The organism is Streptomyces sp. NBC_00328, from assembly GCF_036139655.1.
Taxonomy (GTDB): domain Bacteria; phylum Actinomycetota; class Actinomycetes; order Streptomycetales; family Streptomycetaceae; genus Streptomyces.
This window is the reverse complement of record NZ_CP108013.1, coordinates 9,073,060-9,097,918: the sequence shown is the minus strand read 5'-3', so window position 1 is coordinate 9,097,918 and position 24,859 is coordinate 9,073,060. Positions and strand designations below refer to the sequence as shown.

Below are 24,859 nucleotides of genomic sequence, written 5' to 3'. Positions count from 1 at the left end.
CTGCTGCTCTCCCCGGTCTCGTCCCGCCGCACCGTCCGGCTCGGGTCCGATGCTTGGGAGGATCTTCACACGGAGCGCTTCCGACAGGGGGTCAAACGGTCGCACCACACCGGAACGAGTCTGTCCGCTCCGTCGTGCACGTCCAGGTCCGGGACCTGCGGGGCCCTCAGAGGGTCAGCACGGGGCGGACGGAGAAGTCCTCGCAAAGGTCCTCGCCCTCGGGGCCGTAGACGAATTCGACCATGGTGGGGTTGCGGTTGGCGGTGGCCAGGGGCAGCCAGGCCAGCAGGGTGCCGTAGCCGCCGCACACCGACTCGCCGCCGTCACCGCCGTGGACAGCGGTGACGTCGCTCGTCAGTTCCGTGCTGTACGTGTCATAGGCGATGCGCAGGCCGAAGGCGTTCGGCTCATGGTGCGGCCCTGTGCGGTCCCCGTACGGAATGCGGTCCAGCGGGCACTCGTCGCCCCATCGGAACAGCGTGCCGGCGCCGGCGCCACAGGCGTGTTCCCACTCGTCGGACGTGGGCATACGCAGGCCACGAGCCGCGAGTTCCGCCGGCGTGTCGGCCGGAAGCCCGGTCAGCTTCTCGTCCTCCACGGCCATGAGCACGGTGGCCAGTGTGACGCTTCTCCGGGGGCTGAGAGTCCGCGCGAGGTAGGCCCGCAGATCGGGGCCGACACCGAATCCGGTCTCAAGGCTCCGCGCGTAGTCGGCGGTCTGGTCGGCCGTCGGCTGCCACGAGTCGAGGTCGAAACCGACCTCGACCGTGCCGCCCGGTATCAGTGCGAAGTCCTGGGCGTTCCGCTCGATCCGGACACGATGGAACGGGGATCCGAGGTGCTCGGCGGTCTCGACCACGGTCACACGACCACCCACCAGGTCGGCTGCTTCTTGGGCGACTCCCCGCGCGGTCCGCAGGTCGAACGAGCGCCAGTGGTCAAGTGTGAGATCGGCGAGAGACATGCACCGGAGTGTGCCACGGGGGTCTGACACCGCTCGGGGTCAGGCAAAGGGGCTGCTGGTGTGCGAGAGCGCGTACTCACCAACAGCCTGGCGAACGAGGGCGGCAGGGCTTCCACGCAGTTCGCCGGGCTCGGACAGCAGGCCCGCGCCGTCGAACGAGGTCTGGATCCAGGCAGCCACGGACTGGTACGACAGGACCACCCGCGACAGTGCGATCACCGCCGTTCCCGCGCTCGCGGCCAGGCCGGGCGGCGCGCGGGGGCACACTCTGCCTGGGCGACGGCTCGTCACCCTTGGCGGTGACCCGCGTGACGAGCACGGTAAGGAGTGCGGTTCCCAGGCCCGCGAGCACGCTGACCGGCCCACTCGACCCGATCACGGACGCCAGTCGCGGCAGCATCCGGAAGCTGCCGTGCCCGTACGACGCGTCGGAAAGACCGAGAACGGGTGAACAAGTCATACGGCAGGAACGGTAGTTGTCAGAGGCAGAGTGGGGCAGGCACGTGACCTGGAGTCCGCGCGAAGGTCAGACGTCCGCCACCAGGAGTCGATAGCCGACGTCGATGGTGTCGAGCGCGAGCAGATCGGCTTGACGCCGGTGCCAGTCACCCGTCGCGAGGTCGTCGGTGAGCGCGGCCAGGCCCGGAGCGAGAACGTCCTGTCCGGTCTGGGCGAACATGGAGATACCGGCGCGCACTTGGGGGTCGAGGTAGGCGTGGGGGCGGCGCCAGTACGCCGCGCCGAACCCGTCCGTGCAGTCGTGCGGGACATGGACGGGCTCCTGACGTGCCCCGCCCAGCAGTGTGGCCAGCCGGTCGATCGGGACGGCTCTGGTGTCGTCGAACGCCGCGGCCTGCGGGAGGTATTCGCGTACGAGCCAGAACTTCTCGCGAAAGATCTCCTGGTCCCAGGTCAGGATGACGATACGGCGGCGCGCGACCCGGCGGAGTTCGGCGATCCCGGCCGCGAGGTCGCTCCAGTGGTGGACGGTCAGCAGCGCCATGACGGCATCGGCGGCGTTGTCGCGCAGCGGAAGACGCTCGGCGACCGCGCACACGGCGGGCGCGGACCTTCCCGGGCGCTGGGCGATCATGATCTGGCTGGGCTCGACGGCGAGAACCGTCTGCCCCGGCTCGTAGGAACCGGTGCCCGCTCCTACGTTGATCACCGTCCTGGCGTCCCCGAGCGCGGCATGCACCTGCGTGGCGATCCGTGGATCCGGCTGCCGGGTCCGGCCGTAGGTCGCGCCGAGCGTGTCATAGATGGCCATGCCCCTCAGTATGCGAAGAAGCCCCCCTCACCGGGCCGCCGCCCGGGGAACTGGCGGTCTTGCGGAAACGGGGATCAGCGCTACGGTCCGCGCCCGCCCTCCGGGGAGGGACGGGCACCGGTCGCGGCATCGAAAGCCTCGAAAGATATCTTGTGCGGGCCCGGCCCCGAGCAGACGAACCCGTGTTGCCGGGACGGCCCAGGAGGTCGCATGAGCGAGCCGTACTCGCCCGTCCCCGAACTGAACCTGCTCAAGGAGTTCGAGGACCGGCTCGGTCCCGTGTACTACTCGGAAGGCTTCGAACTGTGCGAGTACGGCGGGGACGCCGGACTCCACACCTGGTCGGAGGATGCCGAGTTCCTCAGCCGGTTCGTCCCCTTCGCGCAGGCCAACGGCACCGGCTCCCACTACGCCCTGTGGCGGTGCGACGATCGCGCCGAACTCGCCGCCTCGCCCGTCGTCCTCGTCGGCGACGAGGGCGACCTCTACGTGATCGCGCGGGACCTCAGGGAGCTGTTCCGGCTACTCGCCATCGACAGCGAGCCGGTCTCGGAAGGATTCCTCGATCCGGACATCGTCGAGGAACACAGCGAGGGCCACACCGAGTTCCTCGCCTGGCTGGACCGGACGTTCGGGCTCGGACCGCCGGAGGATCCGAACGCGCTCTGGGAAGCGCGCAAGGAGCATGACGATCGGTTCCGGGCCTGGGCAGGTCGCTTCGTCGAGTTGGGCGACGGCTGACGGACGCCCACGGCCGGCGGGCTCCGGGCTCCGGGCTCCGGGCTCCGGGCAGACCTTGTCGGGATCTTGCCCGGCGGCAAGGCCTGCTGCGTACGGCGGGGGCTCCGCGCGTCAGTCGGTGGCCGCCGGGCGTTCGCGAGCGCCGAACAGGCGACCGTAGGTGTCGTGTACCGCGGTACGGCCGGCTTCCAGCGCGGTTTCCAGCAGGTCACCCTCGCTCGCCAGCCGGCCGACGGTCGGCGAGTCCGGGGCGGGACGGATCGAGACGACGGCCTCGTGGTCGGTCAGGCGGGCATCGTCCTCGGCCAGGCGCGTTTCGCGGTCGAGGAACACCTGCCGCAAAGCCGCGGGTTCACGCCGCAGCACCGTCTTCGCGATCCATGGAGCGGAGCGGGACGGCCGGGCCACATCGATCGCACGCCGCGATCGCAGCACCATGACGTGGGTCGCCCCCTGAGCCAGCGCGGTTCGGTAGGGCACGGATTCGGAGACGCCCGCGTCGTAGAACCGGCGTCCGCGCAGGGTCACCGGTTCTCCCGCCAGGAGTGGCAGGGACGCACTCGCCCGCAGTGCGAGGCGCAGTTCCGCGGCGTCGCCTATGAAGGGCCGCAGGTCGGTTGACTCCCCGGTCCCGGCGTCGGTGGCCAGTGGGTGGTACTCGATGTCGCTCGCGAGGATCGAGGCGAAGTCCATCGGTGCGCAGTCCTGGTCGCCGTAGCGGTAGAGCACCTCGTAGAAGGCGTGCAGGTCCACGAGCGGCCTGCCGCGCAGCGGGTTCGAGCGCCGGATGAGCGTCCGGGCGTACTTGGGAACAGCCCAGAAGCGCAGCGACTCCGGACTCGTGCTCAGCAGCCACGCGGCGGAGGCGGCACCGGCGGAGGCGCCGTACACGGCGTCGAAACTGTTGGTCAGTCCGAGTTCGTGGAGGGCCAGGGCCATCCCGCCGGCGATGATGCCGCGCATCCCGCCGCCCTCGATGGCCAGAGCGACGCGGTGCCCGTCGGCGCGCGCGCCGGGGCGGCTGCCGGTTCGCGCGCGCTCGGTGAGCACGCCCCAGACCGGGTGCGGCTCCTCGGGCTCGGACGTGGCGGCAGAGGTCGTGGCGGTCGTCGTCATCGCGGTCAGGGCTCCAGGGGACAGCTCGGGGGGTGGTTTCTGCACGCAGCGCCCGGGGACGGCACAGCACGAGCGCGCCCGCCCCCGGGGATCATGGCCTGGCTGCCGCTGGGCGGCCGACCGCCGCTCGGCCGTGCGGGCGGCGACAGTCCCGGCCGCTGCCACAGGGTGTGGCAGCACCGTCCGCCCAGGCAATCACTTTACCAGTCAACAGCCACTCACTAGCCGATGGCTAGCCAAACGGGGCACCTCGCAGGCCTCGCCTCATGCCTCGCCGGACTCCGCGGACCCTCCGGGCCCGGAGCCCGCGGCACCCGGCACCGCGAGGAGGCCCCGGACGGTCAGGAGCAGGGTGGCCCTCAGGTCGTCGTCCGGGAGATCGGACAGTTCACCGAGGCCCTCCAGCATCCACACGCACATCACGTAGGCCATGCGCTCCGCGGGCGTGGGCGAGCCGCCGAACAGCACCCGCAGAATGCGTCGCCTGCGCCCGTCGTTCTCGGCGAAGACGCTGGCGGCCCGGATCTCGGGATCGTGCAGGAGCATGGTTCCGAGTTCGCGGTTGCGGACCAGGAAATCGACCCAGCCGACCGCGTACGCGTCCAGCCTCGCCTGCCGTGACGCCATGCCCGCCAACTCGTCCAGGAGCACGGTCATTTCCTCCACCGCCGGATCGAGCGAGGCCTGGAGGATCTGCGCCTTGGTCCGGAAGTGGTAATAGACCGCGGCCTTGGTGAGTCCCATCTCGTCCGCGATGGCCTGCAACGAGGTCGTTTGGTAGCCGCGGCCGGCGAAGAGCCCCTTGGCCGTCTCGACGATCTGCTGTCTCGTCGCCGCGGCCTGGGCGGATCGACCGACCACCGGGACGCCCGGCTCTCGCTCGCTGGGCACGCTCGTTCGCTCCCGCATGGGTCTTGCCTTCATGAGCCGCTGGTGACAAGGGACTGAACGCCCCACTTTACCCTCACGGTCCGCCGGCCAGCGAGCGGCCGGCCGGCCGGAGCGCCGTGGCCAGTCGGTCCGGAGCGCCGTGGTCATCCGCTGCGGACGGCCCGTGGTCATCGGGTCCGGACGGCCCGTGGTCATCCGGACCGGACGCCCGTCGCCGGCCGGGCCCGACCAGCGATCGTCAGTCGGCCCGGGCCCGGTCGTCAGCCGGCCCGGGTCCGGTCGTCAGCCGGCGGCCACGGCCGGATCGGAGGCGGCGGCCGGCTCGAGCGCCTCGACGGCCGCCGCCGCGGCCGCGGAGTCCGGGCCGTAGAAGATGTCGATGTCGACCTCCTCGCCGCCCATGGTGAGGGTGTCCCAGGCACCGCTGAGCACCAGCATGCGGAGCGTCCTGTCCTCCAGGGTCCCCAGTCGTTCCAGGATCGCCTCGTCGTCCGGCATGCCGGTCATGCGCTTCGCCAGCCGGGAACGGATGCCCCGCAGCCGCTCCAGCAGCGTCGCGGTGTCGGCCTCGCGATCCGGGTCCTCGGCGATTCCGTCGATGCCGTGCGCGATGATGTCCTTGATAGCCCAGGTCGCCCCCTGGTCGTCCGTGGTCACCATCGCCTTCCAGGCGCGGCTCTTGTGGCGATACTGGAGCATCGACATGGCGGCCTCGTGGCGCAGGAAGTCCGCGTCCCGGAAAGGCTTGCCGTTCCACGCGCCGTTGAGGGACCGTGCGAGCGAGACGGCCGAGGCCAGGCCGCTGTTGAGTCCCCGGCCCGGCCAGAAGTGGATGGCGTTGGCGGCGTCGCCCAGCAGGAAGCCGTACGTGCCTGTGGAGTTGGCCGTGGGCGGCAGCAACTCGGCCGTGAACCGGGGGCGTTGCACCATACTGAGGCGGAACGAGGTGACGGCACGCAGTTCACCGGGCTCGACACCGAACAGACGCAGCCCTTCGCCCACCCGCTTCCACAGAGCGGAGCCCTTGATGAGGGCCGGCAGGAACAGCGTGCTGTGCGTGGAGCACCGGAAGTCGCCGTGCTCGTCGCGTCCCATCAGACAGGGCCGAGAGGCGATGCACTCCTCGAAGACGCGGCGGACCGGGTCGATGCCGACGACCTCCGCGGCCTCCGCGTCCGTCAGGCGCATGTTGAGAAAGCCCTCGCCGCGCAGGGAGTTGAGCAGGAAGCGGTTCTGCCCGACGGTCAGAAGAACGGCCATGGGGTCGGCCAGACCCGATTTCACACGCAGACCGAGGACCACATCCTGGAGATGACGGCCGCCCAGCGAGTAGATCGATTCGTCCGCCTTGCCGAACTTGGCGGCGAAGTGCTCTCGCGTGTGCGACCGCCCGCCGTCACAGATCGCCAGTACGTGCTGGGTGGCCAGCGCCTCCTGCTGCTCGTCGACGTCGAACCGGGCCGGAACGAGTTGGATGCGACTCCGCTTCTCGTTCGCCACCTCAAGGAGCCGGTCCTCGATGTAGGCGATGCGCATGTTGCGCGGGTGGTGATCGCCGATGGAGTCGGGACCCGACGGCCACATCTCGGTGTAGCTGTCCGGGTCGAAGAGCCGGGCCTGCACCTCATCGGGCAGGCTGAGGTACTGGCGGCTCTGCACGGTCACCACCTGCTGGCGCCGCACATTGCCCTGGCTCTCGTCCTTCCAGACGATCTTGCGGCCCTGCTTGTGCCAACGGCCGTCATAGATGGTGATGTTCACCTGGGCGCCGAGGAAGTGCTCCAGCAGCAACGCGAGTGACAGGCCGACGGGGCCGCCGCCCGCGATGGTGACCCGCAGCACCGGCCCACGCTCGATCTCCTCGTCACCACAGGTCAGCGACCTGGGCAAGGAGAGTGCCATGATCGTCTCCATGGCGTCCGCGACCTCGAAGCGGAACTCCTGGTCGCCGATGGTGATGTCGTCCCCGGGTTCGAGGAGCCGGGAGTCGATCTCCTCGCCGTTGACCAGCGTGCCGTTGCTGCTGCCGCAGTCACGCAGAACGTAGCCCTGGGTGTCGTCCAGGACGATCTCCGCGTGGAAGCGCGAGACGCTCGGACTGGAGACGACGACGGTGTTCTCGGGGTTGCGTCCGAACGTGACCCGGGTGCCGATCACCGGTATCCGTTCTCCGGCCAGTAGTCCTTCGCGTCCAACAAGCACCGGCGCCACTGGACTTCCTCCCAGGTTGACGACATTGCCGCTGTCGCGGTGCCCCCGTACACACGTCAGGGCGGCGTGACCGGGGAGCGTGCGACGGGTAGGGCGGCGCGACATTCACTCGACGTACGGGAACGGTGAACGGTTCAGTCCGACAACTGCGTAGAGTCGCTTGACCGGTACGGATGCCCCATCATGCCCGAGTCCGGAGCCTTTCGGGAGAGGCTGTCCGGCGTCGGCGGAACGGACCACGCCAGGGCCGGCACGGCCGCGCCTCACGGACGGCTCGATGTCAGCCGAGCGGCGCCGCAGGGGAGTTGCCGTGCGCGTCGCCGTGCGCGCCCCCGCTTCGCGGACCCGGGCGCCCCGGACCGGCTCGGGTCGTCAGGGCTCGGCCGCGACAGACGTGTCCGGCTTCTCCACGTCTGCCGCGGACCCGGTCACCGCCGGGCCCGGTGGCCGGATGCGGCTCCTACGGTTTCCGGGCGACGCCCACATACAGCGGGATCTGTTCGCCCTCGGTGTGCGCGCGCCCTCCCTCGGGATCCCACTCGGCGGCGAGTTCGATGCCGGGGTCGAGGAGCTCAAGTCCGGTGAAGAACCTGGCGAATTCGGCGCGCGATCGGACCTGCGCCGTAGTTCCCCCCTTGCGGTAGACCTCCACGACCCGCTCCCATGCCTCGGGGTCGAAGTCCCCTGTCGCGTGGGACAGGGCCAAGTAGCTGCCGGGAGCGAGGGAGTCGAGGAGTTCCGCCACGATGCCGTACGGGTCGTCCTCGTCCCCCACCAGGTGCAGGAGGGCCATCATGGACAGGGCGACCGGCTGATCGAAGTCGAGGGTCTGCCGTGCCGCCGCCAGGATCTTCTGCGGCTCCTGCGCATCCGCCTGGATGTAGGCGGTACGTCCCTGCGGGTCGCTGTGCAGGAGCGCCTCCGCGTGCCGCAGGACGATCGGGTCGTTGTCGGCGTACACCACGCGTGCGGCGGGGGTGATGGCCTGGACGATCTGGTGAAGGTTCGGCGCGGTCGGGATTCCGGTGCCGATGTCCAGGAACTGGCGGATGCCCCGCCGTGCCAGCAGTCGGGCAGCACGATGCATGAAGTCCCGGTTGGTCCGGGCCATTTCCTTGACCGCGGGGAAGAAGGAGATGACCTGCTCGGCAGCCTCCCAGTCGACGGGATAGTTGTCCTTGCCGTCCAGGAAGTAGTCGTACATGCGCGCCGACTGGGGTTTGCTGGTGTCGATCTCTTCCGCGCGTGTTCCTGCGTCTGTCACTTCGGTCCTCCGCCGTTACGGGCGTGATCGTAGGAATTGATCGGGTCGTGGCCGGGCACTGCCGTCAGAGGGACGTGTGTCAGACGACGAGGAAGTCCGCTCGTCCCTCCTTGGCACCGCCGACGAACTCGGCGATGACCGACGAGGCACAGATGAGGGCAGGGCCGTCCGGGTCCGTCGCCTGCCTGACCGCCACGATGCCGCCGCCGAGCTTCTTGATCTCGACGCAACCGCCGTCGCTGCCGGCGCTCCAGGGTCTGCTCCACCCTTGGGTTCCCAGCTCTTCGGCGGCGTTCACGGCGTGCTTCATCGTCTCTGTCTCCTTGCGGACGTCCACCAGGAACTCCCTGGTACGTCGTGTGGGCATGGCTTGGGCAGTCGTCCGGCCGGACAGCGCGCGGTGCGGGCGGACTTCGTCGCGGTGCGACGAGAGTCCGCGCCGCGCAGGGCGACTCGCTCCCGGTCCTCGCCGTACCGGCATCGTCGAGGCCGGTGTGGTGCCGACGGTGTCCGGGAGATCCGGGGGCGGCAGGCGGGAGAGGGACCCGGACCGTCTCGGGAGCGGCAGTGTGACGCAAGCCCGGCTCACCTGTAAGACGAGGAGGTTCGGCCGCTCATTCGGCTGCTCATCCATCGCGGACGGCGCGGTGGTACGCCCAGCACCGCATCGCGAACGGTCGGAGCAGACCGCGGTGGGCTCACGTCTCACGCCTCATCGACCCCCTGGACGCCGAGCAGTCTGCCATGACCTTCCCCCTCACGGACAGGTCTGCTGATCCCCGCGCCACCGCACAGCGACCGAACTCCCCTTCCTGCCCCGGATGTTGTCGGCGCGGACCACGCGGTCGCAGGCGTCGGTCGGCGCGCGTCAGGTGGCGTCGGTCACCGCCACCACTCGGCGGCGAGGGTCTCCACCTGTGCCGGAGTGGCCACGGAACGGACCGGGACCCCGTCGGGCAGGGCTCTGCGCGCGAGGTTGGCGAGTGTGGTGCCGGGGCCGACCTCGATGAGGCGGAGACGGCCGCGGCCCGTGGCTGCGAGCGTGCGCATGGAGCCCGCCCAGCGCACGGGCATGACGACCTGACGAAGCATCATCGTCCGCCATCGTTCCTGATCGTGGAGGTGAGCGCGGGCGTCGACGTTCGCGATCACCGAACAGCGCGCGGGGTGGAGGTGAGTGCGGTCGACGGCTTCGGCCAGGCGGGGGACGGCCGGAGCCATCAAGGGGGTGTGGAACGCGCCGCCGACCGGGATACGGATGGCGCGGGCGCCGTCGCGCGCGGCCTCGTCGGCCAGCGCCGCCACCGCTTCGACGGTGCCGGAGATCACGACCTGTTCGGCGCCGTTGATGTTGGCGACCCACACCCGCGCCCGGTGCGCGGCACGCATCCTGGCGGCGAGTCTCCGCGTTCTGGGCACGATGTCGGTGCCCATGAGTACCGCCATGGTGCCGGGCGTGAGCCGGTTGGCTTCTTCCATGGCGGCCCCGCGCTCGGCGACCAGTCGCATGGCGTCCTCCGGGTCGAGCACCCCGGCGGCGGTCAGGGCGGCGTACTCGCCGAGGCTGTGTCCGGCGCACACCGCGGGACGCAGGTCGCCCACCGCTGTGCGCAGCGCGTCGAGCACCACCATCTCCAGGGTGAAGGTGGCGAGTTGGGCGTTGTCCGTGCGGGTCAGCTGCTCGGCTCCGGCGTCGAGCAGCAGTCGGCCGAGATCCCGTCCGCAGACCTCGGAGAGACGCGCGACGACCTTCCAGTGCGGGGTGCCGCGCCAGGGCTCACCCATGCCGGGGCGCTGGGCTCCCTGACCGGGGAAGAGCAGGCCGACACCGAACGGCACGGTCTCCGGACGCTGAGCCGTTCTCAGGGATGACTCCTGTGACATCGGTGCGGACGCCTTTCCGGTCGGCGTGCGGGTGGCCCGGGCTTCCGGAACCGGCAGGGGGAGGCCGGTTCCGGAAGTCCGGGCGGTGCGAGGAGAGCGTGCCGGTGACCCCGGTCAGCGGGCGCGTGCCGCCGGTCCCGCCCCGGGGACCCGCGGCACGTGGACGTCCAGGACCTCACTCAGGTAGACGGGAAGCGATGCCCGTACTCCGGCGAACGGTTCGTGTCCGCCGGGGTAGCGCTGCCATGTCACCGGGTGTCCCCAGCTGGTGAGCAGGTCTCTCAGCCCGGCACCGCTGCGTTCGGGGACGACCCAGTCCCGTGCCCCGTGGCCGATCCAGACCGGCAGGCCGCTGTTGGCGGGCGACGGACGGCCGGTCGGAAGCAGTGCGGGCAGATCGGGGGGCATGAAGGGCGCGTAGAGTGCCACGCCCGCCAGCCGTCGGGTGTAGGTGAGGGCCATGGTCAGAGCGACCGTGGCGCCCTGGGAGAAGCCCGCGAGCACGATCCGCCCGGCATCGATCCGGTCGGCCTCCGCCTCCAGCAGCTTCGAGAGCGGCCGGTGCGCCGCCAGCAGGCCCTCGACGTCCATCCGGTCGAGCGTGAGGAGGTTCTGCGGGAACCAGCAGGGCACCGCCAGCCCGCTCAGCAGGCTGGGAGCCGCGACGGGCGCGCGCGGGAACACCCCGCGCACTCCCGCCTCGGCCAGCCGGAACCGCTGGGTCACGGCCATCAGGTCGCCCGGTGCCTGGCCGATGCCGTGCAGCCACACGACGGTGCCGCGGTGCGGTCGGGTGGGGTCGGCCGTCTCGTAGTGCAGCCGGTCCATCGTGCTCACACCGGCTGGGGTGCCGGCCGTGGCGTGGCCGGCCGGCGGAAGAGCATCGACGCGTACTGGCCGCCGAAACCGAAGGAGTTCTTCAGCACGGTTGCGACCGGTCGCCGTACCGGGGTGAGGGAGGTGCGCACGGCACAGGCGGGGTCGGGCTCGGTGGAGGTCGTGACGGGCGGGATGATCCCCCGGCACATCGTGAGGGCCGCCGCCGCGGTCTCCACCACGCCGGAGGCCGCGGAGCCGTGCCCGGTCAGTGACTTGACGGCGCTGACATCGAGGTCGGCCGTCCGTTCGCCGAAGAGCCGGTGCAGCGCGCGGGCTTCGGTGACGTCGTTGAGGCGGGTGGAGGTGCCGTGGGCGTTGATGGTGTCGACATCGTCCGGGTGCGCGCCGGCCTGTTCGAGGGCGGTCCGCATGACGCGTTCGATCATGTCCACGCTGGGAGCGGTCATGTGGCGGGTGTCCACCGCGAGCCCCCAGCCACCGATGACGGCGTACGGCCGGGTCATCCCGCGTCGGGCGGCGTGCCCGGCCGTCTCCAGGACGAGCGCGCCCGCCGACTCGTTGATGACCATGCCCGTGCGGCGCCTGTCGAAGGGCATGGAGGCCAGCGCGGGGTCGCCCTTCCAGCGCGAGAGCGCCATGAGCTGGCCGTACTGGGAGAGTACGTACGGTGTGTTGCGGGAGACGGCCGCCGACACCACCGCGTACCGCGCGCGTCCCGAGCGCAGCAGCCGGGCGGCTTCGGCGATGGCGCGCAGGCCGCCGGAGCAGGTGGCTTCCAGTCGTACGGGGATGACGGCCGTCCCGAGCCGCTCGGTGATCTCGGTCGGATACGCCGACAAGTCCCGTGTCTCGGGCGGGAGATGCCTGGCGCGCAGGGATTCGAGGACGGCCGCGGGTTCGTTGCCGATCCGGTCGTAGCGTTCGGCGAGGTCTTCCATATGGGTGACGTAGTCCTGCGGGAACGAGCCGGTGGGGCCCGGCCACACGCGCGCGTAGACCAGGGCGGCCGGACCGGCCTGTGCGGGCAGTTCGCCGAGACGGGCGTCGCCGAGCGCCTGGTCCACCGAGGCGAGCATGAGGGAGTCGCCCCAGGACCTGTCGGGGGCGCCGTAGTCCGCGGCGACCTTCGCCTTGACGTCCTCCGGGATCAGCCCTGCCGTCCAGCCGCAGGGCAGTCCGCTGGTGTCCATCCGCTCTTCCCGGACCACTCCGGAGCGGCCTTCGAGGTTGGCCGACCAGAACGTCTCGACGTCCCCGCCGATGGGGGTGATCACCCCCATGCCGGTGATGACGATGTCGTCGCTCATGTCCGTGCCTTCCCGTCGTCGGCCGGGGTCCCGTGCGTCGATGCGATGACCAGGGCTCCCGCCGCTGTCGAGTGCTGTCCCTGGTTGAACGCCGTGATCAGCGCTGTCGGAGCCGGCCCCAGGGGGCGGGTCTCCCCCATGACCGGATCCAGACCGCCGAGTCCGGGGTCGGGGCGGCGCAGCAGGCCCACGGGGGGAAGTGCTCCGCGTCCGAGGCTCTCCACGACCAGCGCGGTGTCGATGAGTGCCGAGCATTCGAAGGCGTTGCCGATGGTGCCCTTCGAGCCGGTGACGGGCAGGCTGCCCGCGCGGGGCAGTACGGCCCGGGTCTCCACGCGGTCGAGGCGGGCGGAACCCGCGCCGTGTGCCCACCAGACGGTGGGTGTGGTGTCCGCGTCGGCGAGTACGGTGTCGACGACGAGTTCGGCGGAGGCCGTGACGTCGGCGGCGGCCAGCACCTCGCAGCCGGCGAGCCGGGCGCGGGCCGTGCCGCGCGCGGCGTCGGCACGCTCCAGGAGGACCGCGGCGGCGCCCTGGCCGAGCAGGGTCCCCGACCTGTCGGCGTCGAAGGGCCCGGCGCCGGCCGTGGCGCGGGTACCGAGGGGCTCGTCCTGGTCGAAGGCGGCCATCGCGGTGGTCGTCAGCGGCGCTCCGACGCCCACGACGAGCATCCGGTCGAGTTCGCCGCACTCCAACAGCCTTACGGCCAGGGCGAGCGCGCCGGTGCCGCCGGCCGCGGCCTCGCCGTAGACCGCGACGTTCGAACCCCGGAATCCGCTGGCCATGGAGACGAACTGGCCCAGCTGGGAGGGGATGCCGCGTATGTAGGAGTAGTCAGGCACCTCGTCGTGGAGGAACTTCGCGAGGGGCCTCGGGTCGTTGCGGAAACGGGAGGCGAGTTGCGGGATGACGTCGCTCAGTTCGTCGCTGCTGCTGCCGACGGCCATCACGGTACCGCCGCGTACGTCCTCCGTGTCACCGGTGATCCCGGCCTGCTCCAGGGCCTGACCCGCGACGGCGACGGCCCAACGGGCCGACTGGTTGGCGTACTTGCCCGCGTTGGCCCAGTCGCGGCCGGCGGGCCAGGTGATCTCCGTGGTGTCGACCGAGGCCGACGGCCACGGCAGTGCGGGGGCGGGCCCGTCGTGGCCCCCGGTGTCGAAGAAGGTCTTGCCCGCCGCCATGGCCTCCCACAGCCGGGCCGCACCGATGCCCGCCGGGGAGATCACGCCGATGCCGGTGACCACGATGCCGGGACGGTCCTGCCGTCCGGCGTGTTCTCCCGTCACGCCGACGGCCTCCGCGGCTGCGCGTTCACTCGGCACGTCGGCCTCCGCCGCTGATGCCGCCCCACAGGCGGTATCCACCGTCCACCGTGATGGTCTGTCCGGCGATCCAGGACGCCTCTTCCAGGCAGAGCAGGGCGACCACGTCCGCGCTGTTCTCCGGCGTGGTCATGCGGTCACCCGGCCACGGCGAGACGGACAGTTCCTTGGTGACACCGTGGGCGAAGTCGGGGCGGACCTTGAAGACCCCGGTCTGGACGAGCCCGGGACGTACGCAGTTGGCGACGATGCCGTAGGGCGCCAGCTCGTAGGAGAGGTAGTCGGTCAGCGCCTCGAGTCCCGCCTTGGCCGCGGCGAACAGTCCGGCGCGCGGGATGATGCGCGTGGTCGTGGAGTTGGTGATCGTGATGAACCGGGCTCCCTCGCGCTCACGCATCAGCGGAAGCGCGTGCTTGGCGAGCAGCCAGGTGGCCCGCGAGTTGGTGTCCTGGACGAACTGCCAGTCGCCGAGGGAGGCTTCCGCGAGCCGGGCGAACTTGGTGGCGGCAGCGTTCTGGACGAGGATGTGGAGGTCCTGGTGGATCTCGCCGATCTCCGCGATCAGGTTCTCGATCTCGGCGGGCTCGCTCAGATCGGCGCGGTGCAGTGTCACTTCCGTACCCTGCTCGCCGAGTTCTTCGGCGAGTTCCTTGGCCGGGCCCTCCCGGTCGACAAAGTTGACGGCCAGGGTCGCTCCCCAGGCCGCGAGTTTGCGGCTGATGCCCGCGCCGATGCCGCGCGAGCCGCCGGTCACCAGGGCCACCCGCCCCTTGAGGGGCTGATACTGACTGTCCATCACTGAACCCTTTCTGCCGTCGCGGTCCGCGCGGCGTGCCGCAGCAGTACGACGCTCATGTGTCCGATGGCGTACGTCCGGTCGTTCTCGTCGAACACCCGGCGGGTGGTCTCGACCAGGCCGATCCGGTCGTCGATCTCCTCCGCCCTGTCGGTGGCGGTGGTGAACCAGAACGGGGTGTCGGGGTAGAGCGGCCTGACGAAGTCCCAGCTCAGCCTCCGCATTCCGACGATGGCGGCCGGGGAGCCGTGCTGGACCACCCAGCCCGAGGTGATGGAGTGGATGAAGCCTCCGGGCACGATGCGCCGCCGGCGGTCCGTGCCCCGGGCGAAGTCGTCGCTGTCGTGCACCGGGTGCTTCTCCCCCATCAGGTCGAGGAGCTGGTCAAGGAGCGCGCCGCCGAAAACCACCGGTCCGAACCGGCGCACCGGCGCGTGCGCCAGGTCCTCCCAGTACTTCACAGCCCCCACGGCTGTTCCTCCGTTCTCCGCCGGTTCACCGGGATCGCCGGCCCGGGCTGCGCATGACCATGCGGCCGCCGTCCACCGTGAACGTCTGGCCCTGGATGTAGTCCGCCTCGTCACGGGCGAGGAAGGCGATGAGTCCGCTGATGTCCTCGGGCAGCCCCCAGCGGGTGCCGTCACTGTCCGGGCCCAGCTGGTCGGCGACGGCCGCGGTCATCTCGGTGCGGACCTTGCCGGGCGCCACGCAGTTGACCCGGATGCCTTTGCGACCGACCTCCACGGCCAGGGCGCGGGTGAGGGCTTCGAGGCCGCCCTTGGACGCCGCGTAGGCGCTCTGCCCCGGTCCCGGGGTACGCGCGGAGTTGGAGGAGATGTTGATGATCCGCCCCCAGCCCTGGTCCAGCATCGTCGGCAGAACCGCCCTGCTGGTGAGGAAGGGACCGGTGAGATTGGTCCGCAGAACGTTCTCCCAGCGGTCGGTGCGGGTCACCGCGAGGAGCTGGTCGTCGATCACGGCCGCGTTGTTGACCAGCACGTGCAGTGCGCCCTCCTGGGCGGTCACCCGCTCGACCAGGCCCTCGACGTCGGCCTCGTCGCCGATGTCCGCCTGGTGCAGGACCGCGCGGCCGCCTGCGGCCTCGATCTCCTTCACCACACGGCGTCCGGCGTCCAGGGCACTGCGGCAGACGAGGTGCACGGTGTGTCCGTCGGCGGCGAGGCGGTACGAGACGGCGGCGCCGATCCCCCGTGAACCACCCGTGACGAGGGCGACGCGGGTGGCCGCGGCCGGCTCAGGCACGTTCGCCGGCGGCCACGACGGCCACGATCGAGGCGATGCTGCGGTGGTGCTCGTCGGCTTCGGCGTTCCACTGGTCGAGGTCGAACTCGATGCCGAAGCGGCGGTTGATGCGGCGGGCGAGCTGGAGCAGGTCCAGCGAGTCGAGGCCCAGGTCCTCGACCACGGAGAGTCCGGGCTCGATCGCCTGGTCGGCTATGCCCGGCTTGACCTCCTTGAGCAACTCGATGATTTCGGCCTGGGCAGCATGGGACACGGTGGTCATCGCATTCCTCCGCAGATTTGGCAGGGGCAGGACCGGCCGGCACCTCCAGCCGGGCAAATCCATGTCAGCAGAGCGGTGAATGAGCCAGCAAGGCCGTTATGCAGCAGGATTCGGGACACCCACTGGGCCGCCGGACCGACGCTCGCACAAAACCCCATGTGGACGCACGGATCCCATCACTCCACTTCCCGGACAAAATGAACCAAAGATCCACCGAAAGGAAAAGGATCCCCATGCAGAGTAAAGTAAGTTAAAGCCTCCTTGACTCTTCATCGAGGCCATCCATAGCGTCGATCTATGTGAGCCCAAGTAAAGACAAAAACGGGCCCTCCTAGTGGTACGCAATGCCTGGGCCCCGGCATCGACCGAATCAGTGGGCGTCGTCGATCGACATACCATCGAACGCGTCACGCGTCCGGCAGTCTCGACATCCAGGGGGCAGTGGTGGGGCGGAGCAGAACACCCATCCCGCAATCCGCGCAGTGTTATGAACTGGCTCAATGGCTACGCTCACTGCGTCAACGATCCGGGCTCACCTACCGGCAGATGGCGGAGCGGACGGAGAGTCCGCGGATCGCGGATCCCGCCTGTTCCGCCGTCACCCTGTCCCGGGCCGACCGCGGCACCTTCCTGCCCCGCCGCCATGTCGTGGAAGCGTATGCGCAGGTCTGCGGGGCCACGCGGCGCGAGGCCCGAATGCGCTGGGAGCAGGCTGCGCGGCAATCCGGCCACACTCCCGACGGCCGCGAGGTCGCGCCCGCGCCACGCGGCGAACGGAAACTGGAACTCGTGTACCACCCGGCCCATCTCCTCGAAGCGATGCACCAGGCACGGCTCGCCGCAGGCCAGCCGTCGCTGCGCGAAATGGAGAAGAAGGCCCGCGACCTCGGCGCCGGACCATTGCCGCGCAGTACGGTCGCCGACATTCTGGCCGGTTTTCGCATGCCGTCGGAGGAACTGCTCGTCGCCTATGTCCAGGCATGCGGACAACGAGGGCGCCGGCTCACGCTCTGGCGCAATGCATGGGCTCGCGCATTCGGTGCGGACGCTGCGTGATGCAGGTGTCCGGAATCGACTTGCGCGAGCGTTTCAACGATATGAAATCGACGGTTCACTAACACGGCTGAAACGATTTCCGCCAGGACGGATTCGGCACGTCGGCGTTTTCTGTGCGCCCTGATGTCGCGACGGGCGCACTACCACTGATTCCTCGCCATGGCCGCTGCCGGAAAATCAGCGCCGTCCGGCCCGGGATCAGTTGTGGATTCCCGATGTCGTGGCGATGAACCAGCCAGTCGCGGGAAGCGACACGGTACCCGTGGCGGAATCGACGGACGCGTCGCCCGCGACCGGCGTCCACTCGGCGGCCGGAATGCCGGCGGTGGCCGGAGCGGGGCCGAAGTTGAGGGCGACCGCGAGAGTGGAGCCGGCGTCGGGCGCCGCCAGGGTGTAGCTGAGGACGGTGTTGTCGAGGGTGTGGACCCGGGTCTGGGCACGTACCAGCCAGGGGTGGCGGCGACGCACGCCCACCAGGGTCTGGTGCAGTCGCTGCACGGCCAGTCCGTCGGCGCCGAGTTCCGACGGCGAGGCGGGAAACGCGGGACGGATGGCGTCGTCCCCGCCCACCCGGTCTTCCTTGACTCCCGTGCGGGCCCGTTCGTCTCCCGCGTAGACGGACGGTGTCCCCCCGACGGTGAAGAGCACGGTGAGCGCGTGCGCCAGATGACCGGGCTCCTCCAGCCTGCTGGCGACGCGGGTGACGTCGTGGTTGCCGACGAACGTCTGCGGCGCGAAGGTGTCGAGCATGGCGTTGTGACGCTTGAGCGCCCAGGCCAGTTCGTGCGGATTGCGGTCGTTGAGCGAACTCCAGATCGCCTTCCACAGTTCGTACTGCGTCACGGTGTCGAGTCCGCCCTCGACGACGTACGCCGCGTAGTCGCCGTGGATCACCTCGCCGCTGAACCACGCGCCCGGGTGACGCGACCTGACCCGGTCCGTGACGGTCCGCCAGAAGGGCCGCGGAACCGCGTAGGCCGCGTCGAGCCGCCAGCCGGCGACGCCCCGGTCGAGCCAGTGGCCGAGGACTTCAACGACATGGTCGGCGACCGCGGGGGACGCGTGGTTCAGCGTGACGAGATGACGATGCCCCTCGAAGGTCCGGAAGTCGTCGCCCTCGGGGACGAACCAGTCGGCGTACGGGGAGTCGGTACCGCGCCGCGCCACGTCGGCGAAGGGCGCGAAGGACCTTCCGACGTGGTTGAACACGCCGTCGAGCAGGACGCGGACCCCGCGCGACGCGGCACGGTCGATCAGTTCGACCAGATCGGCCTCGGTGCCCAGGCGGGGATCGACGCGGAAGTGGTCGGTCGTGTCGTAGCCGTGGGTCTCGGCGGCGAAGACCGGCCCCAGGGCGAGGCCGTTGCAGCCGAGCCCGACCAAATGGTCCAGCCAGTCGGCGAGGACCGGCAGCCGGTGCCGCACCGGCGCGCCGGCGGACAGGGCGTCCGCCTCCGCGCCGAGGAAACTCAAGGGGTGGACATGCCACCAGATGGCGTGGTCGGGCCAGGACACGGGAGCCTCCGTCAGTGGGGTCGGGTCATGGAGCCGGGCACGGCGGCCGGGGAGTCGGCGAGGCGGTTCATCAGGCGGGCGGCGAGCAGGAGGACCTGACGCTCCGTCTCGGTGAGGTCGACGAGGGCGACTTCGAGCCAGGCATCGCGCTGCGCCATGTCGCGGGCGAGGGCCGCACGGCCCGCTTCGGTCAGCTCCACCACACGCTGTCGCCCGTCCTGCGCGTCGCGCGTGCGGCTGATCAGACCTTCCTGTTCGAGGTCGGCGAAGACCCGTGTCAGGGACTGCGGCTGCTGATGGTCGGCGGCGGCCAGCGCGCCGGCCGACATCGGGCCGTTGCGGCGCAGGTGGCCGAGGACGCTGCTCTTGTTGAGGCTGAGCCCGTCCATGGGCCGCTCCGCGCTCAGCCTGCGGGCGAGCCGGATGACGCCCTGCCGGATCTCGGCGGAGGCCCGGCCGTCCCGCCGCTCGGACCCGGCCCGCTCCGCGTCACCCTCGGACCCGGCCCGCTCCGCGTCACCCTCGGGCCCGACGCGTTCCGCGTCCTCGCGTTCTGTTCGCTCTCCCATCACATTGCTAAGGTATCACTTACGATATCGCTCGAAGGTGAGTCTCCAGATGGCTGGTTCCAGCGGGATTTCTTGGCGGTGACCCTACGTGTTGCGTAGCTTCATGAAGTCGACGCGTCGTGCGCTGCACTTCGATCCGCGAGGGGCACACCTGCGGACGACGGCCGTGACCATGGCGACCGTCCTGGGCACGTACGGCTGGGCCCTGCTCGTCGAGCACGAGGCGGGACTGCGCGTGGACAGTGTGGTGCAGGCGGTGGTGATCGCCTCGGCGCTCGGTCGCGTGCAACGCCTCTTCGACCGGACGGACCGGCTGTCGGCCTGCGTCGTGCTGCCCTGCGCGGCTGCGGCCGGCACGGAGCTGAGCACCCTGATCCAGCAGCACCCCCTCACGGGTGACGCGGCGTTCGTCGTGGGGGTCGCGGGGGCGATCTGGGTGCGCCGGTTCGGTGCCCGCGCCACGCGAGCGGGCACGCTCGTCGTTCTTCCGTTGATAGCGGTCCTGGTGGTACCCGCCGGGGCGGTTCCCGCGGACGGGCACGAGAACACCGCCTGGGCGGCGGTGACCGCGCTGGCGGCGGTCGCCTGGGGAACCGTGGTGACGTGGACCGCGCAGCGCACCGGTCTCGTACCACGGCCGCCGTCCGCCAAGGTGACCACGGTGCCCCGCGCCCCGCGCCGCCGCCTGACCGCGAGCACCCGGATGGCCCTGCAGATGGCGGCGGCGCTCACCGCCGCGTTCGCGATCGGCCGGAACCTGTGGCCGGACCACTGGGCCTGGGTGGTCCTCACGGCTTTCCTGGTGTGCAGCGGTGCGCGCAGCCGCGGCGACGTCCTGGTCAAAGGGGCCTGGCGCACGCTCGGCGCCGCGGCCGGCACGCTGGCGGCGACCGCCGCCTCCGGAGAGTTCGGACCTCGGTCGAACACCGCGGTCGTCGTCATCTTCGTCGTGCTCGCCGTGGCCACATGGCTGCGTGAACTCAGTTACGCGTACTGGGCGGGCTGCGTCACCGCCGTACTCTCGCTGCTCTACGACTGGTTCGGGCAGAGTCCCGGCGACCTGCTGCACACCCGGCTGGCCGGGATCGCGGTCGGCGCGGTTCTCGGCATCGCCGCTTCCTGGCTCGTGCTGCCCATCCGGACCGAGGCGGTGATACGGGCCCGGACCGCGGCGGCGCTGTCGAGTCTGGGCGAATTGCTGGAGACGGACTGGCGCGACGGCCGGGCCGTCCGCCTGGCGCAGGCCCGATTCGCCTACCGGGTGGAGCAGTTGGCGATCGTGACGGCTCCGATGCGGATCCTTGCCGCTGCGCCCCTCCCCCGGGCCGTGTCCGCGCGATGGCACCCGGACCGCTTCACGCTCCGGTCCGTGACGGCACTGCGGCGCTGCGCCGACCCCGTCGACGACCTCACCGACGCCGCCGGGTCGGCACCGGACACGCTGACCGCCGACCCCGCCGTGGCACAGCGGCGCGCTCGGGTCGCGGCGCACGCGCTGACCGTACGCCGGGCGATCGGACGGCGCCCGGCCCCGCCCTCCGCCGCGGAAGCGGCCCCCCAGGAGTTGTCGCGGGCACCCGGGGCAACGGCTCCCGCCGACGGTTCTGTCCCCGCCGTCCTCACCGCCCTTGAGACGATCGACGCCCAACTCGACGTCCTCAGCGCGCTGTTCGGTCCGCCGCCGGTCCTCACATCCGACGCGACCGCGACGGCGACCGGCTGACGGCGAAGCGCGCGGGGTCGAGGCCGGGCCCATGGAAAGCGGTCCTGGCCGACGCGGTTCGGGACAGCCGGTGCCGTACGGGACAGCCGGCGCCGTGGATTTCGTCTACCTTGGCCTGCATGCACGCGCCGCGCCCCGGTTACCGCTATGTCGGGCCCACGGAACTCAGGGACCTCGTCCGGCCGGGCAAAGAGGGTGCCCGCATCCGTTCGGCCGCGGACTTCACCCGGTGGCTGTCCGCCCGCGGCGTCGAGGAACGGGCCGAGCCCTTCACCTTCGTGGTCGACCTCGAAGGGGCGCTGCGCCTGGCACCGCGCCGCAGTGAGCACGTGGTGTGCGCGGGCGGAGAAGCGGTGCTCAGCGCGGGCGAGGTCAGCTTCCGTGAGGAGCGCGGACGCTGGGTCGTCGACGGGGTCAGCAACCAGTCGACCGGATACTGCCCGGACGTCGACTCGTGGCCGGCCGTCGCGGATGCCCTGGACCGCGCCGGGTTCGAGCGTCCCGACGGGTTCACCCACCAGGTGGTGTTCCGGCGTTGTGTGTCGTGCCAACAGGTCAATGTCGTGCGCGAGGACGACTTCGTCTGCGTGTTCTGCGGCGAAGCCCTGCCGTCCGGCTGGAACATCGATCAAGAAGGCTGCCAGGCCGTCACCGCCACCGATGACTTTCGTCGCTCCCGGCGGTCTACGTCGTCAGGGTGAAGCGGACGGAAGCGAGGGCGAGCGTGTTTGTTTTGGTTCCCGGGGCCGGGGGTTCGGCCTGGTTCTGGCATCGCGTGGTGTCCGAGTTGCGGTCGAGGGGGCACGAAGCGGTCGCGGTCGGCCTGCCGGGCGCCGACGAGTCCTCGGGACTGCCCCAGTACACCGACGCCGTGACCGAGGCGATCGGCGATCGCACCGATACGGTGCTGGTCGCGCAGTCGATGGGCGGTTTCACGGCGCCGATGGTCTGCACCCGTGTTCCGGTCGGACTGCTGGTGCTCGTCAACGCGATGGTGCCCCTGCCGGGCGAGACGCCCGGACAGTGGTGGGGCAACACCGGTTCGGAACCGGCCCGCCTCGCCGCCGCCGAAGCGGGCGGATACGGCGCCGAATTCGACCTGGACACCTACTTCCTGCACGACGTCCCGGCCGAGGTCGCCGCCGCCATGGCGGGCCAGGAGCAGCCGGAGGCCGACATCGCCTTCAATCAGCCCTGCGACATCGAGCGATGGCCCGACACCACCACACGGGTGCTGGCCGCGACCGGGGACCGGTTCTTCCCGGTGGACTTCCAGCGCCGAGTGGCCCGCGACCGCCTCGGAATCGAGGCCGAGACCATTCCCGGCGGACACCTGGCCGCGCTGTCACACCCGTCGCCACTCGTCGACAGGCTGGTCGAGCGGCTGCCGTGAGGCGTTCCCCGACTTCTCCTGTTGCCCCGCCGATTGGACAACAGACGGACCCACGAGGGCAGTTGGGACCTTCTGTTGTCCACAGCGACCTCCTGTAGATTCGATCATCTTCGGCCGGAAGGCGGGCCGGACTCACGCGCAGGGAGCTCGCATGGCCTTTATCCACCACACCACCATGACGCCCACCAAGCTCGAACTCCTCACCGACTGGCTGCCGAAGCAGAGTTGGTACGCGGGCTCCCCGAAAGGACCGGAACTCGTCAAGGCCGGGGGCTTTCGGCTGGACGATCCGGAGGGCGCGGTCGGGATCGAGTTCATGGTCGTGGTGGACACCGGCACACCGGAGCCGGTGGCGTACCTGGTCCCGATGGGCTACCGCGGTGCGGAACTGGAAGGCGCCCCCGGCGAGGCGCTGATCGGGCCCTCCGAACACGGGGTGCTGGGTACCCGGTGGATCTACGACGGCGTCCACGACCCGGTGGTGACCGCGCAGTTGCACGCGCTCCTGCGCGGTGAGGCGACGCCGCAGCGCCAGTCCGAGAACAACACCCCCGACCCGACGGTCACGGTGTACAGAACCGGCCACGGCAGCGGACTCGACGTTCAGCTCAACCGTGTCCTGCGGCAGGCGGAGGGCTCGCAGCAGCAGTCCGGGTGCCTCGTCGCCGGATGGACCTGGCCCGACGGGACCTCGGCGCGCGGAGTGTTCGCGACCGTCGCACCGCAGCACGAGGTCGTACGGCCGGCGTAGCCGGACGGTCTCGGTAGCCGAGCGGTCGCGGTAGCCGAGCCGTCGCGGGAAAGGTGTGGCCGTGGTCGGCGGGTTCGCGCGTCTGTCCGGTCGGGGCGTGGCCCGGACCGCCGGAACGGGCCCGGCTGCGAAGGAAACGTATCCCCCGGAGACGAAGCTCGTTGAAGTGGACAGCGCGCAAACGCCCCCGACGGATGCGCGACGTGAGGGCCCGAATCCCTGCCCGGTCTCGGGCCCTCACCCCCTCCACCGCTCTCCATCGCCCTCCGGGCGAGGTGTCCGCCGGAGGGACGGATCCGGGGTGTCACTGGATCCACCCTGGACGTGACTGATCCTGACGGAACCGACTCGGGCAGGACCGACCGGGCATGTCGGTCCAGCGCTCGGTCCCGATCCGATGCCGGTCGCCGGGCTCCTGGCTCCGGCTCGGCACCGGGTCCCTCAAGACGCCCGGCTCTCCAGCCGCTGCGCCGCTCGCTCCCCGCGTCGTTCCACGGGCTCGACTCCCCATGCCGCGGCCAGACCGGTCGGCGGCATGTCGACGTAGATCGACTCGTACGAACCCGCCGGGACGATGTACGTCTCGTGCCAGACCCCCACGCTGCCCTTGCTGCTGCGCAGACGGCGGTTGAACGCCGCCCACGCGGGACGATGCTCCCCCGCCTGGTCGGAGGCATAGGCGAGCAGCTTCTCGCGCGACTCCCAGTACTGCGCGACAGTGAACACGCGGGGCCCGCCACTCAGACTCCGGTGGCCCAGCAGCCCGCTGTCGCTGTCCTGCGTGAGCTCCTTCAGCATGCGCGGCATCGCCGTCAGGGCCGGCAGCCAGTGCCGGACGGCCCGCCAGCGGTTGATGCGCATGCCGATGAGGAAGACGACCACGTCTCCCTCGGCGGCGGCCGTGACCCGTCGCCCAGATGTCGGTGCATTACCCATGAGATTCCCCGTTCTCGTGTTGGATAGTGACACGATCCATGCTTGGATAGTGCCACTGTCCGATGAAGGGTGCAAGAGCATGCGGCTGGCGGAGCTGAGCGAGCGCAGCGGTGTATCGACCGCCACGATCAAGTACTACCTGCGCGAAGGACTGCTCCAGCCGGGCCGCCGCATCTCCGCCACGCAGGCCGAGTACGGGGAGGACCACCTGCGGCGGCTGCGCCTCGTGCGGGCGCTGATCCAGATCGGCGGGGTCTCGGTGGCCGACGCGCGCGAGGTGATCTCCGCCGCGGAGGACGAGTCGCTGGACCACCATCTGCGGCTGGGCGCGGCGACCCGGGCGCTGCCCTGCGCCGAGAAGCCCGCCGAGGACGATCCGGCGGTGGCGACCGCCTGCCGCTCGGTCGAGGCGCTGCTGGAGCGGCTGGGCTGGTCCTGCGACCCCGGCGTGGACATGCTCAATCCCGCCCACCGGCGGCTCATCGACTCGGTCGCCGCGCTGGTCCGGCTCGGCTACCCGTGCGACACCGAGCAGTTGCTGCCGTACGGGCGGCTGGCGGCGCAACTGGCGGTCACCGACCTGGACTTGGTCGAGGAACAGCCGACGCCGTCCGAACAGATCGAGGCGGCCGTCGCGTTGACGGTGCTCTACGAACCGGTACTGCTGAGCCTGCGGCGCATGGCCCACGCGGAGGAGTCCGCCCGGCGGTTCTGAGCTTTTGCCACGCCTTCGGCCGGGGCGAGGGCAAGCACCAGAATGGCTGCGTCAACTCCGTTCGAAG

General features: G+C 70.6%; 26 protein-coding genes. 7 read left to right on the top strand and 19 right to left on the bottom strand.

Going from position 1 to position 24,859, the window contains the following annotated elements; translation table 11 throughout:
• Window positions 1-166 precede the first annotated feature (166 nt).
• The 3 genes from OG485_RS39955 to OG485_RS39945 form a co-directional block, all read right to left on the bottom strand.
• Complete coding sequence (locus OG485_RS39955; RefSeq protein ID WP_328673627.1) at window positions 167-964, bottom strand: hypothetical protein; 798 nt, start codon at window positions 962-964, stop codon at window positions 167-169.
• Window positions 965-1,003: 39 nt separating this feature from the next.
• Window positions 1,004-1,183, bottom strand: coding sequence for a hypothetical protein (locus tag OG485_RS39950; RefSeq protein WP_328673625.1), 180 nt, complete (start codon window positions 1,181-1,183; stop codon window positions 1,004-1,006).
• A 307-nt stretch (window positions 1,184-1,490) separates the two neighbouring features.
• On the bottom strand, window positions 1,491-2,234 hold the full coding sequence (locus tag OG485_RS39945; RefSeq protein ID WP_328673624.1) for a class I SAM-dependent methyltransferase: 744 nt from the start codon (window positions 2,232-2,234) through the stop codon (window positions 1,491-1,493).
• 210 nt (window positions 2,235-2,444) lie between these two features.
• On the opposite strand from OG485_RS39945, the gene OG485_RS39940 reads away from it, so the two are divergent.
• A complete protein-coding gene (locus tag OG485_RS39940) occupies window positions 2,445-2,975 on the top strand; it encodes a hypothetical protein (RefSeq protein WP_328673623.1) in 531 nt (176 codons plus the stop codon).
• A gap of 111 nt (window positions 2,976-3,086) precedes the next feature.
• Here the strand turns inward: OG485_RS39940 and OG485_RS39935 are convergent, their stop codons facing one another.
• The 13 genes from OG485_RS39935 to OG485_RS39875 all read right to left on the bottom strand — a co-directional run bounded on the left by OG485_RS39935 (window position 3,087) and on the right by OG485_RS39875 (window position 16,134).
• Complete coding sequence (locus OG485_RS39935; protein WP_328673622.1) at window positions 3,087-4,091, bottom strand: patatin-like phospholipase family protein; 1,005 nt, start codon at window positions 4,089-4,091, stop codon at window positions 3,087-3,089.
• Window positions 4,092-4,355: 264 nt separating this feature from the next.
• Window positions 4,356-4,982, bottom strand: a complete 627-nt coding sequence (locus OG485_RS39930) for a TetR/AcrR family transcriptional regulator (protein ID WP_328673620.1) — start codon at window positions 4,980-4,982, stop codon at window positions 4,356-4,358.
• A 282-nt stretch (window positions 4,983-5,264) separates the two neighbouring features.
• The gene (locus OG485_RS39925) at window positions 5,265-7,184 is read right to left on the bottom strand and encodes an FHA domain-containing protein (RefSeq protein WP_328673618.1); all 1,920 of its coding nucleotides are present in this window, start codon (window positions 7,182-7,184) and stop codon (window positions 5,265-5,267) included.
• A gap of 469 nt (window positions 7,185-7,653) precedes the next feature.
• The gene (locus OG485_RS39920; RefSeq protein WP_328673616.1) at window positions 7,654-8,457 is read right to left on the bottom strand and encodes an SAM-dependent methyltransferase; all 804 of its coding nucleotides are present in this window, start codon (window positions 8,455-8,457) and stop codon (window positions 7,654-7,656) included.
• 79 nt (window positions 8,458-8,536) lie between these two features.
• Window positions 8,537-8,767 (bottom strand): DUF397 domain-containing protein, encoded by a 231-nt coding sequence (locus OG485_RS39915; RefSeq protein ID WP_328674828.1) that lies wholly within the window; start codon window positions 8,765-8,767, stop codon window positions 8,537-8,539.
• Window positions 8,768-9,339: 572 nt separating this feature from the next.
• Window positions 9,340-10,341, bottom strand: coding sequence for an ACP S-malonyltransferase (locus OG485_RS39910; RefSeq protein WP_328673614.1), 1,002 nt, complete (start codon window positions 10,339-10,341; stop codon window positions 9,340-9,342).
• Window positions 10,342-10,455: 114 nt separating this feature from the next.
• A complete protein-coding gene (locus OG485_RS39905) occupies window positions 10,456-11,169 on the bottom strand; it encodes an alpha/beta hydrolase (RefSeq protein ID WP_328674827.1) in 714 nt (237 codons plus the stop codon).
• A 5-nt stretch (window positions 11,170-11,174) separates the two neighbouring features.
• The gene (locus OG485_RS39900) at window positions 11,175-12,488 is read right to left on the bottom strand and encodes a beta-ketoacyl-[acyl-carrier-protein] synthase family protein (protein ID WP_328673612.1); all 1,314 of its coding nucleotides are present in this window, start codon (window positions 12,486-12,488) and stop codon (window positions 11,175-11,177) included.
• On the bottom strand, window positions 12,485-13,813 hold the full coding sequence (locus OG485_RS39895; protein WP_328673610.1) for a beta-ketoacyl synthase N-terminal-like domain-containing protein: 1,329 nt from the start codon (window positions 13,811-13,813) through the stop codon (window positions 12,485-12,487). Before OG485_RS39895 ends, OG485_RS39900 begins: the two co-directional genes overlap by 4 nt.
• Window positions 13,803-14,609 carry an SDR family NAD(P)-dependent oxidoreductase gene (locus OG485_RS39890; protein ID WP_328673609.1) on the bottom strand — a complete coding sequence of 269 codons (807 nt, stop codon included), beginning with the start codon at window positions 14,607-14,609 and terminating at the stop codon, window positions 13,803-13,805. The genes OG485_RS39895 and OG485_RS39890 overlap by 11 nt, the downstream gene beginning before the upstream one ends.
• Entirely contained in the window at window positions 14,609-15,079 is a 471-nt protein-coding gene (locus OG485_RS39885; protein ID WP_328673608.1) for a MaoC family dehydratase, read from the bottom strand. The genes OG485_RS39890 and OG485_RS39885 overlap by 1 nt, the downstream gene beginning before the upstream one ends.
• 25 nt (window positions 15,080-15,104) lie before the next feature.
• On the bottom strand, window positions 15,105-15,872 hold the full coding sequence (locus OG485_RS39880) for an SDR family NAD(P)-dependent oxidoreductase (RefSeq protein ID WP_328673607.1): 768 nt from the start codon (window positions 15,870-15,872) through the stop codon (window positions 15,105-15,107).
• The gene (locus tag OG485_RS39875; RefSeq protein WP_328673605.1) at window positions 15,865-16,134 is read right to left on the bottom strand and encodes a phosphopantetheine-binding protein; all 270 of its coding nucleotides are present in this window, start codon (window positions 16,132-16,134) and stop codon (window positions 15,865-15,867) included. Before OG485_RS39875 ends, OG485_RS39880 begins: the two co-directional genes overlap by 8 nt.
• Before the next feature lie 441 nt (window positions 16,135-16,575).
• On the opposite strand from OG485_RS39875, the gene OG485_RS39870 reads away from it, so the two are divergent.
• Entirely contained in the window at window positions 16,576-17,190 is a 615-nt protein-coding gene (locus OG485_RS39870; protein WP_328673603.1) for a helix-turn-helix domain-containing protein, read from the top strand.
• 198 nt (window positions 17,191-17,388) lie between these two features.
• Here the strand turns inward: OG485_RS39870 and OG485_RS39865 are convergent, their stop codons facing one another.
• Together OG485_RS39865 and OG485_RS39860 are read right to left on the bottom strand one after the other, a co-directional pair.
• Window positions 17,389-18,705 carry an alpha-amylase family glycosyl hydrolase gene (locus tag OG485_RS39865; protein WP_328673602.1) on the bottom strand — a complete coding sequence of 439 codons (1,317 nt, stop codon included), beginning with the start codon at window positions 18,703-18,705 and terminating at the stop codon, window positions 17,389-17,391.
• 11 nt (window positions 18,706-18,716) lie between these two features.
• A complete protein-coding gene (locus tag OG485_RS39860) occupies window positions 18,717-19,274 on the bottom strand; it encodes a MarR family winged helix-turn-helix transcriptional regulator (protein ID WP_328673600.1) in 558 nt (185 codons plus the stop codon).
• 103 nt (window positions 19,275-19,377) lie between these two features.
• Between OG485_RS39860 and OG485_RS39855 the strand changes: the two genes are divergently transcribed.
• The 4 genes from OG485_RS39855 to OG485_RS39840 all read left to right on the top strand — a co-directional run bounded on the left by OG485_RS39855 (window position 19,378) and on the right by OG485_RS39840 (window position 23,141).
• The gene (locus tag OG485_RS39855) at window positions 19,378-20,997 is read left to right on the top strand and encodes an FUSC family protein (protein WP_328673598.1); all 1,620 of its coding nucleotides are present in this window, start codon (window positions 19,378-19,380) and stop codon (window positions 20,995-20,997) included.
• A 119-nt stretch (window positions 20,998-21,116) separates the two neighbouring features.
• Window positions 21,117-21,698, top strand: coding sequence for a hypothetical protein (locus OG485_RS39850; protein WP_328673596.1), 582 nt, complete (start codon window positions 21,117-21,119; stop codon window positions 21,696-21,698).
• Complete coding sequence (locus OG485_RS39845; protein WP_328673594.1) at window positions 21,695-22,390, top strand: alpha/beta fold hydrolase; 696 nt, start codon at window positions 21,695-21,697, stop codon at window positions 22,388-22,390. Before OG485_RS39850 ends, OG485_RS39845 begins: the two co-directional genes overlap by 4 nt.
• Window positions 22,391-22,541: 151 nt before the next feature.
• Entirely contained in the window at window positions 22,542-23,141 is a 600-nt protein-coding gene (locus OG485_RS39840; RefSeq protein WP_328673592.1) for a maltokinase N-terminal cap-like domain-containing protein, read from the top strand.
• Between the two features lie 441 nt (window positions 23,142-23,582).
• On the opposite strand, the gene OG485_RS39835 is transcribed toward OG485_RS39840, so the two are convergent.
• Entirely contained in the window at window positions 23,583-24,077 is a 495-nt protein-coding gene (locus OG485_RS39835; protein WP_328444570.1) for a DUF4188 domain-containing protein, read from the bottom strand.
• 79 nt (window positions 24,078-24,156) lie between these two features.
• Between OG485_RS39835 and OG485_RS39830 the strand changes: the two genes are divergently transcribed.
• Window positions 24,157-24,792, top strand: a complete 636-nt coding sequence (locus tag OG485_RS39830; RefSeq protein WP_328673590.1) for a MerR family transcriptional regulator — start codon at window positions 24,157-24,159, stop codon at window positions 24,790-24,792.
• The last annotated feature ends 67 nt before the right edge of the window (window positions 24,793-24,859 follow it).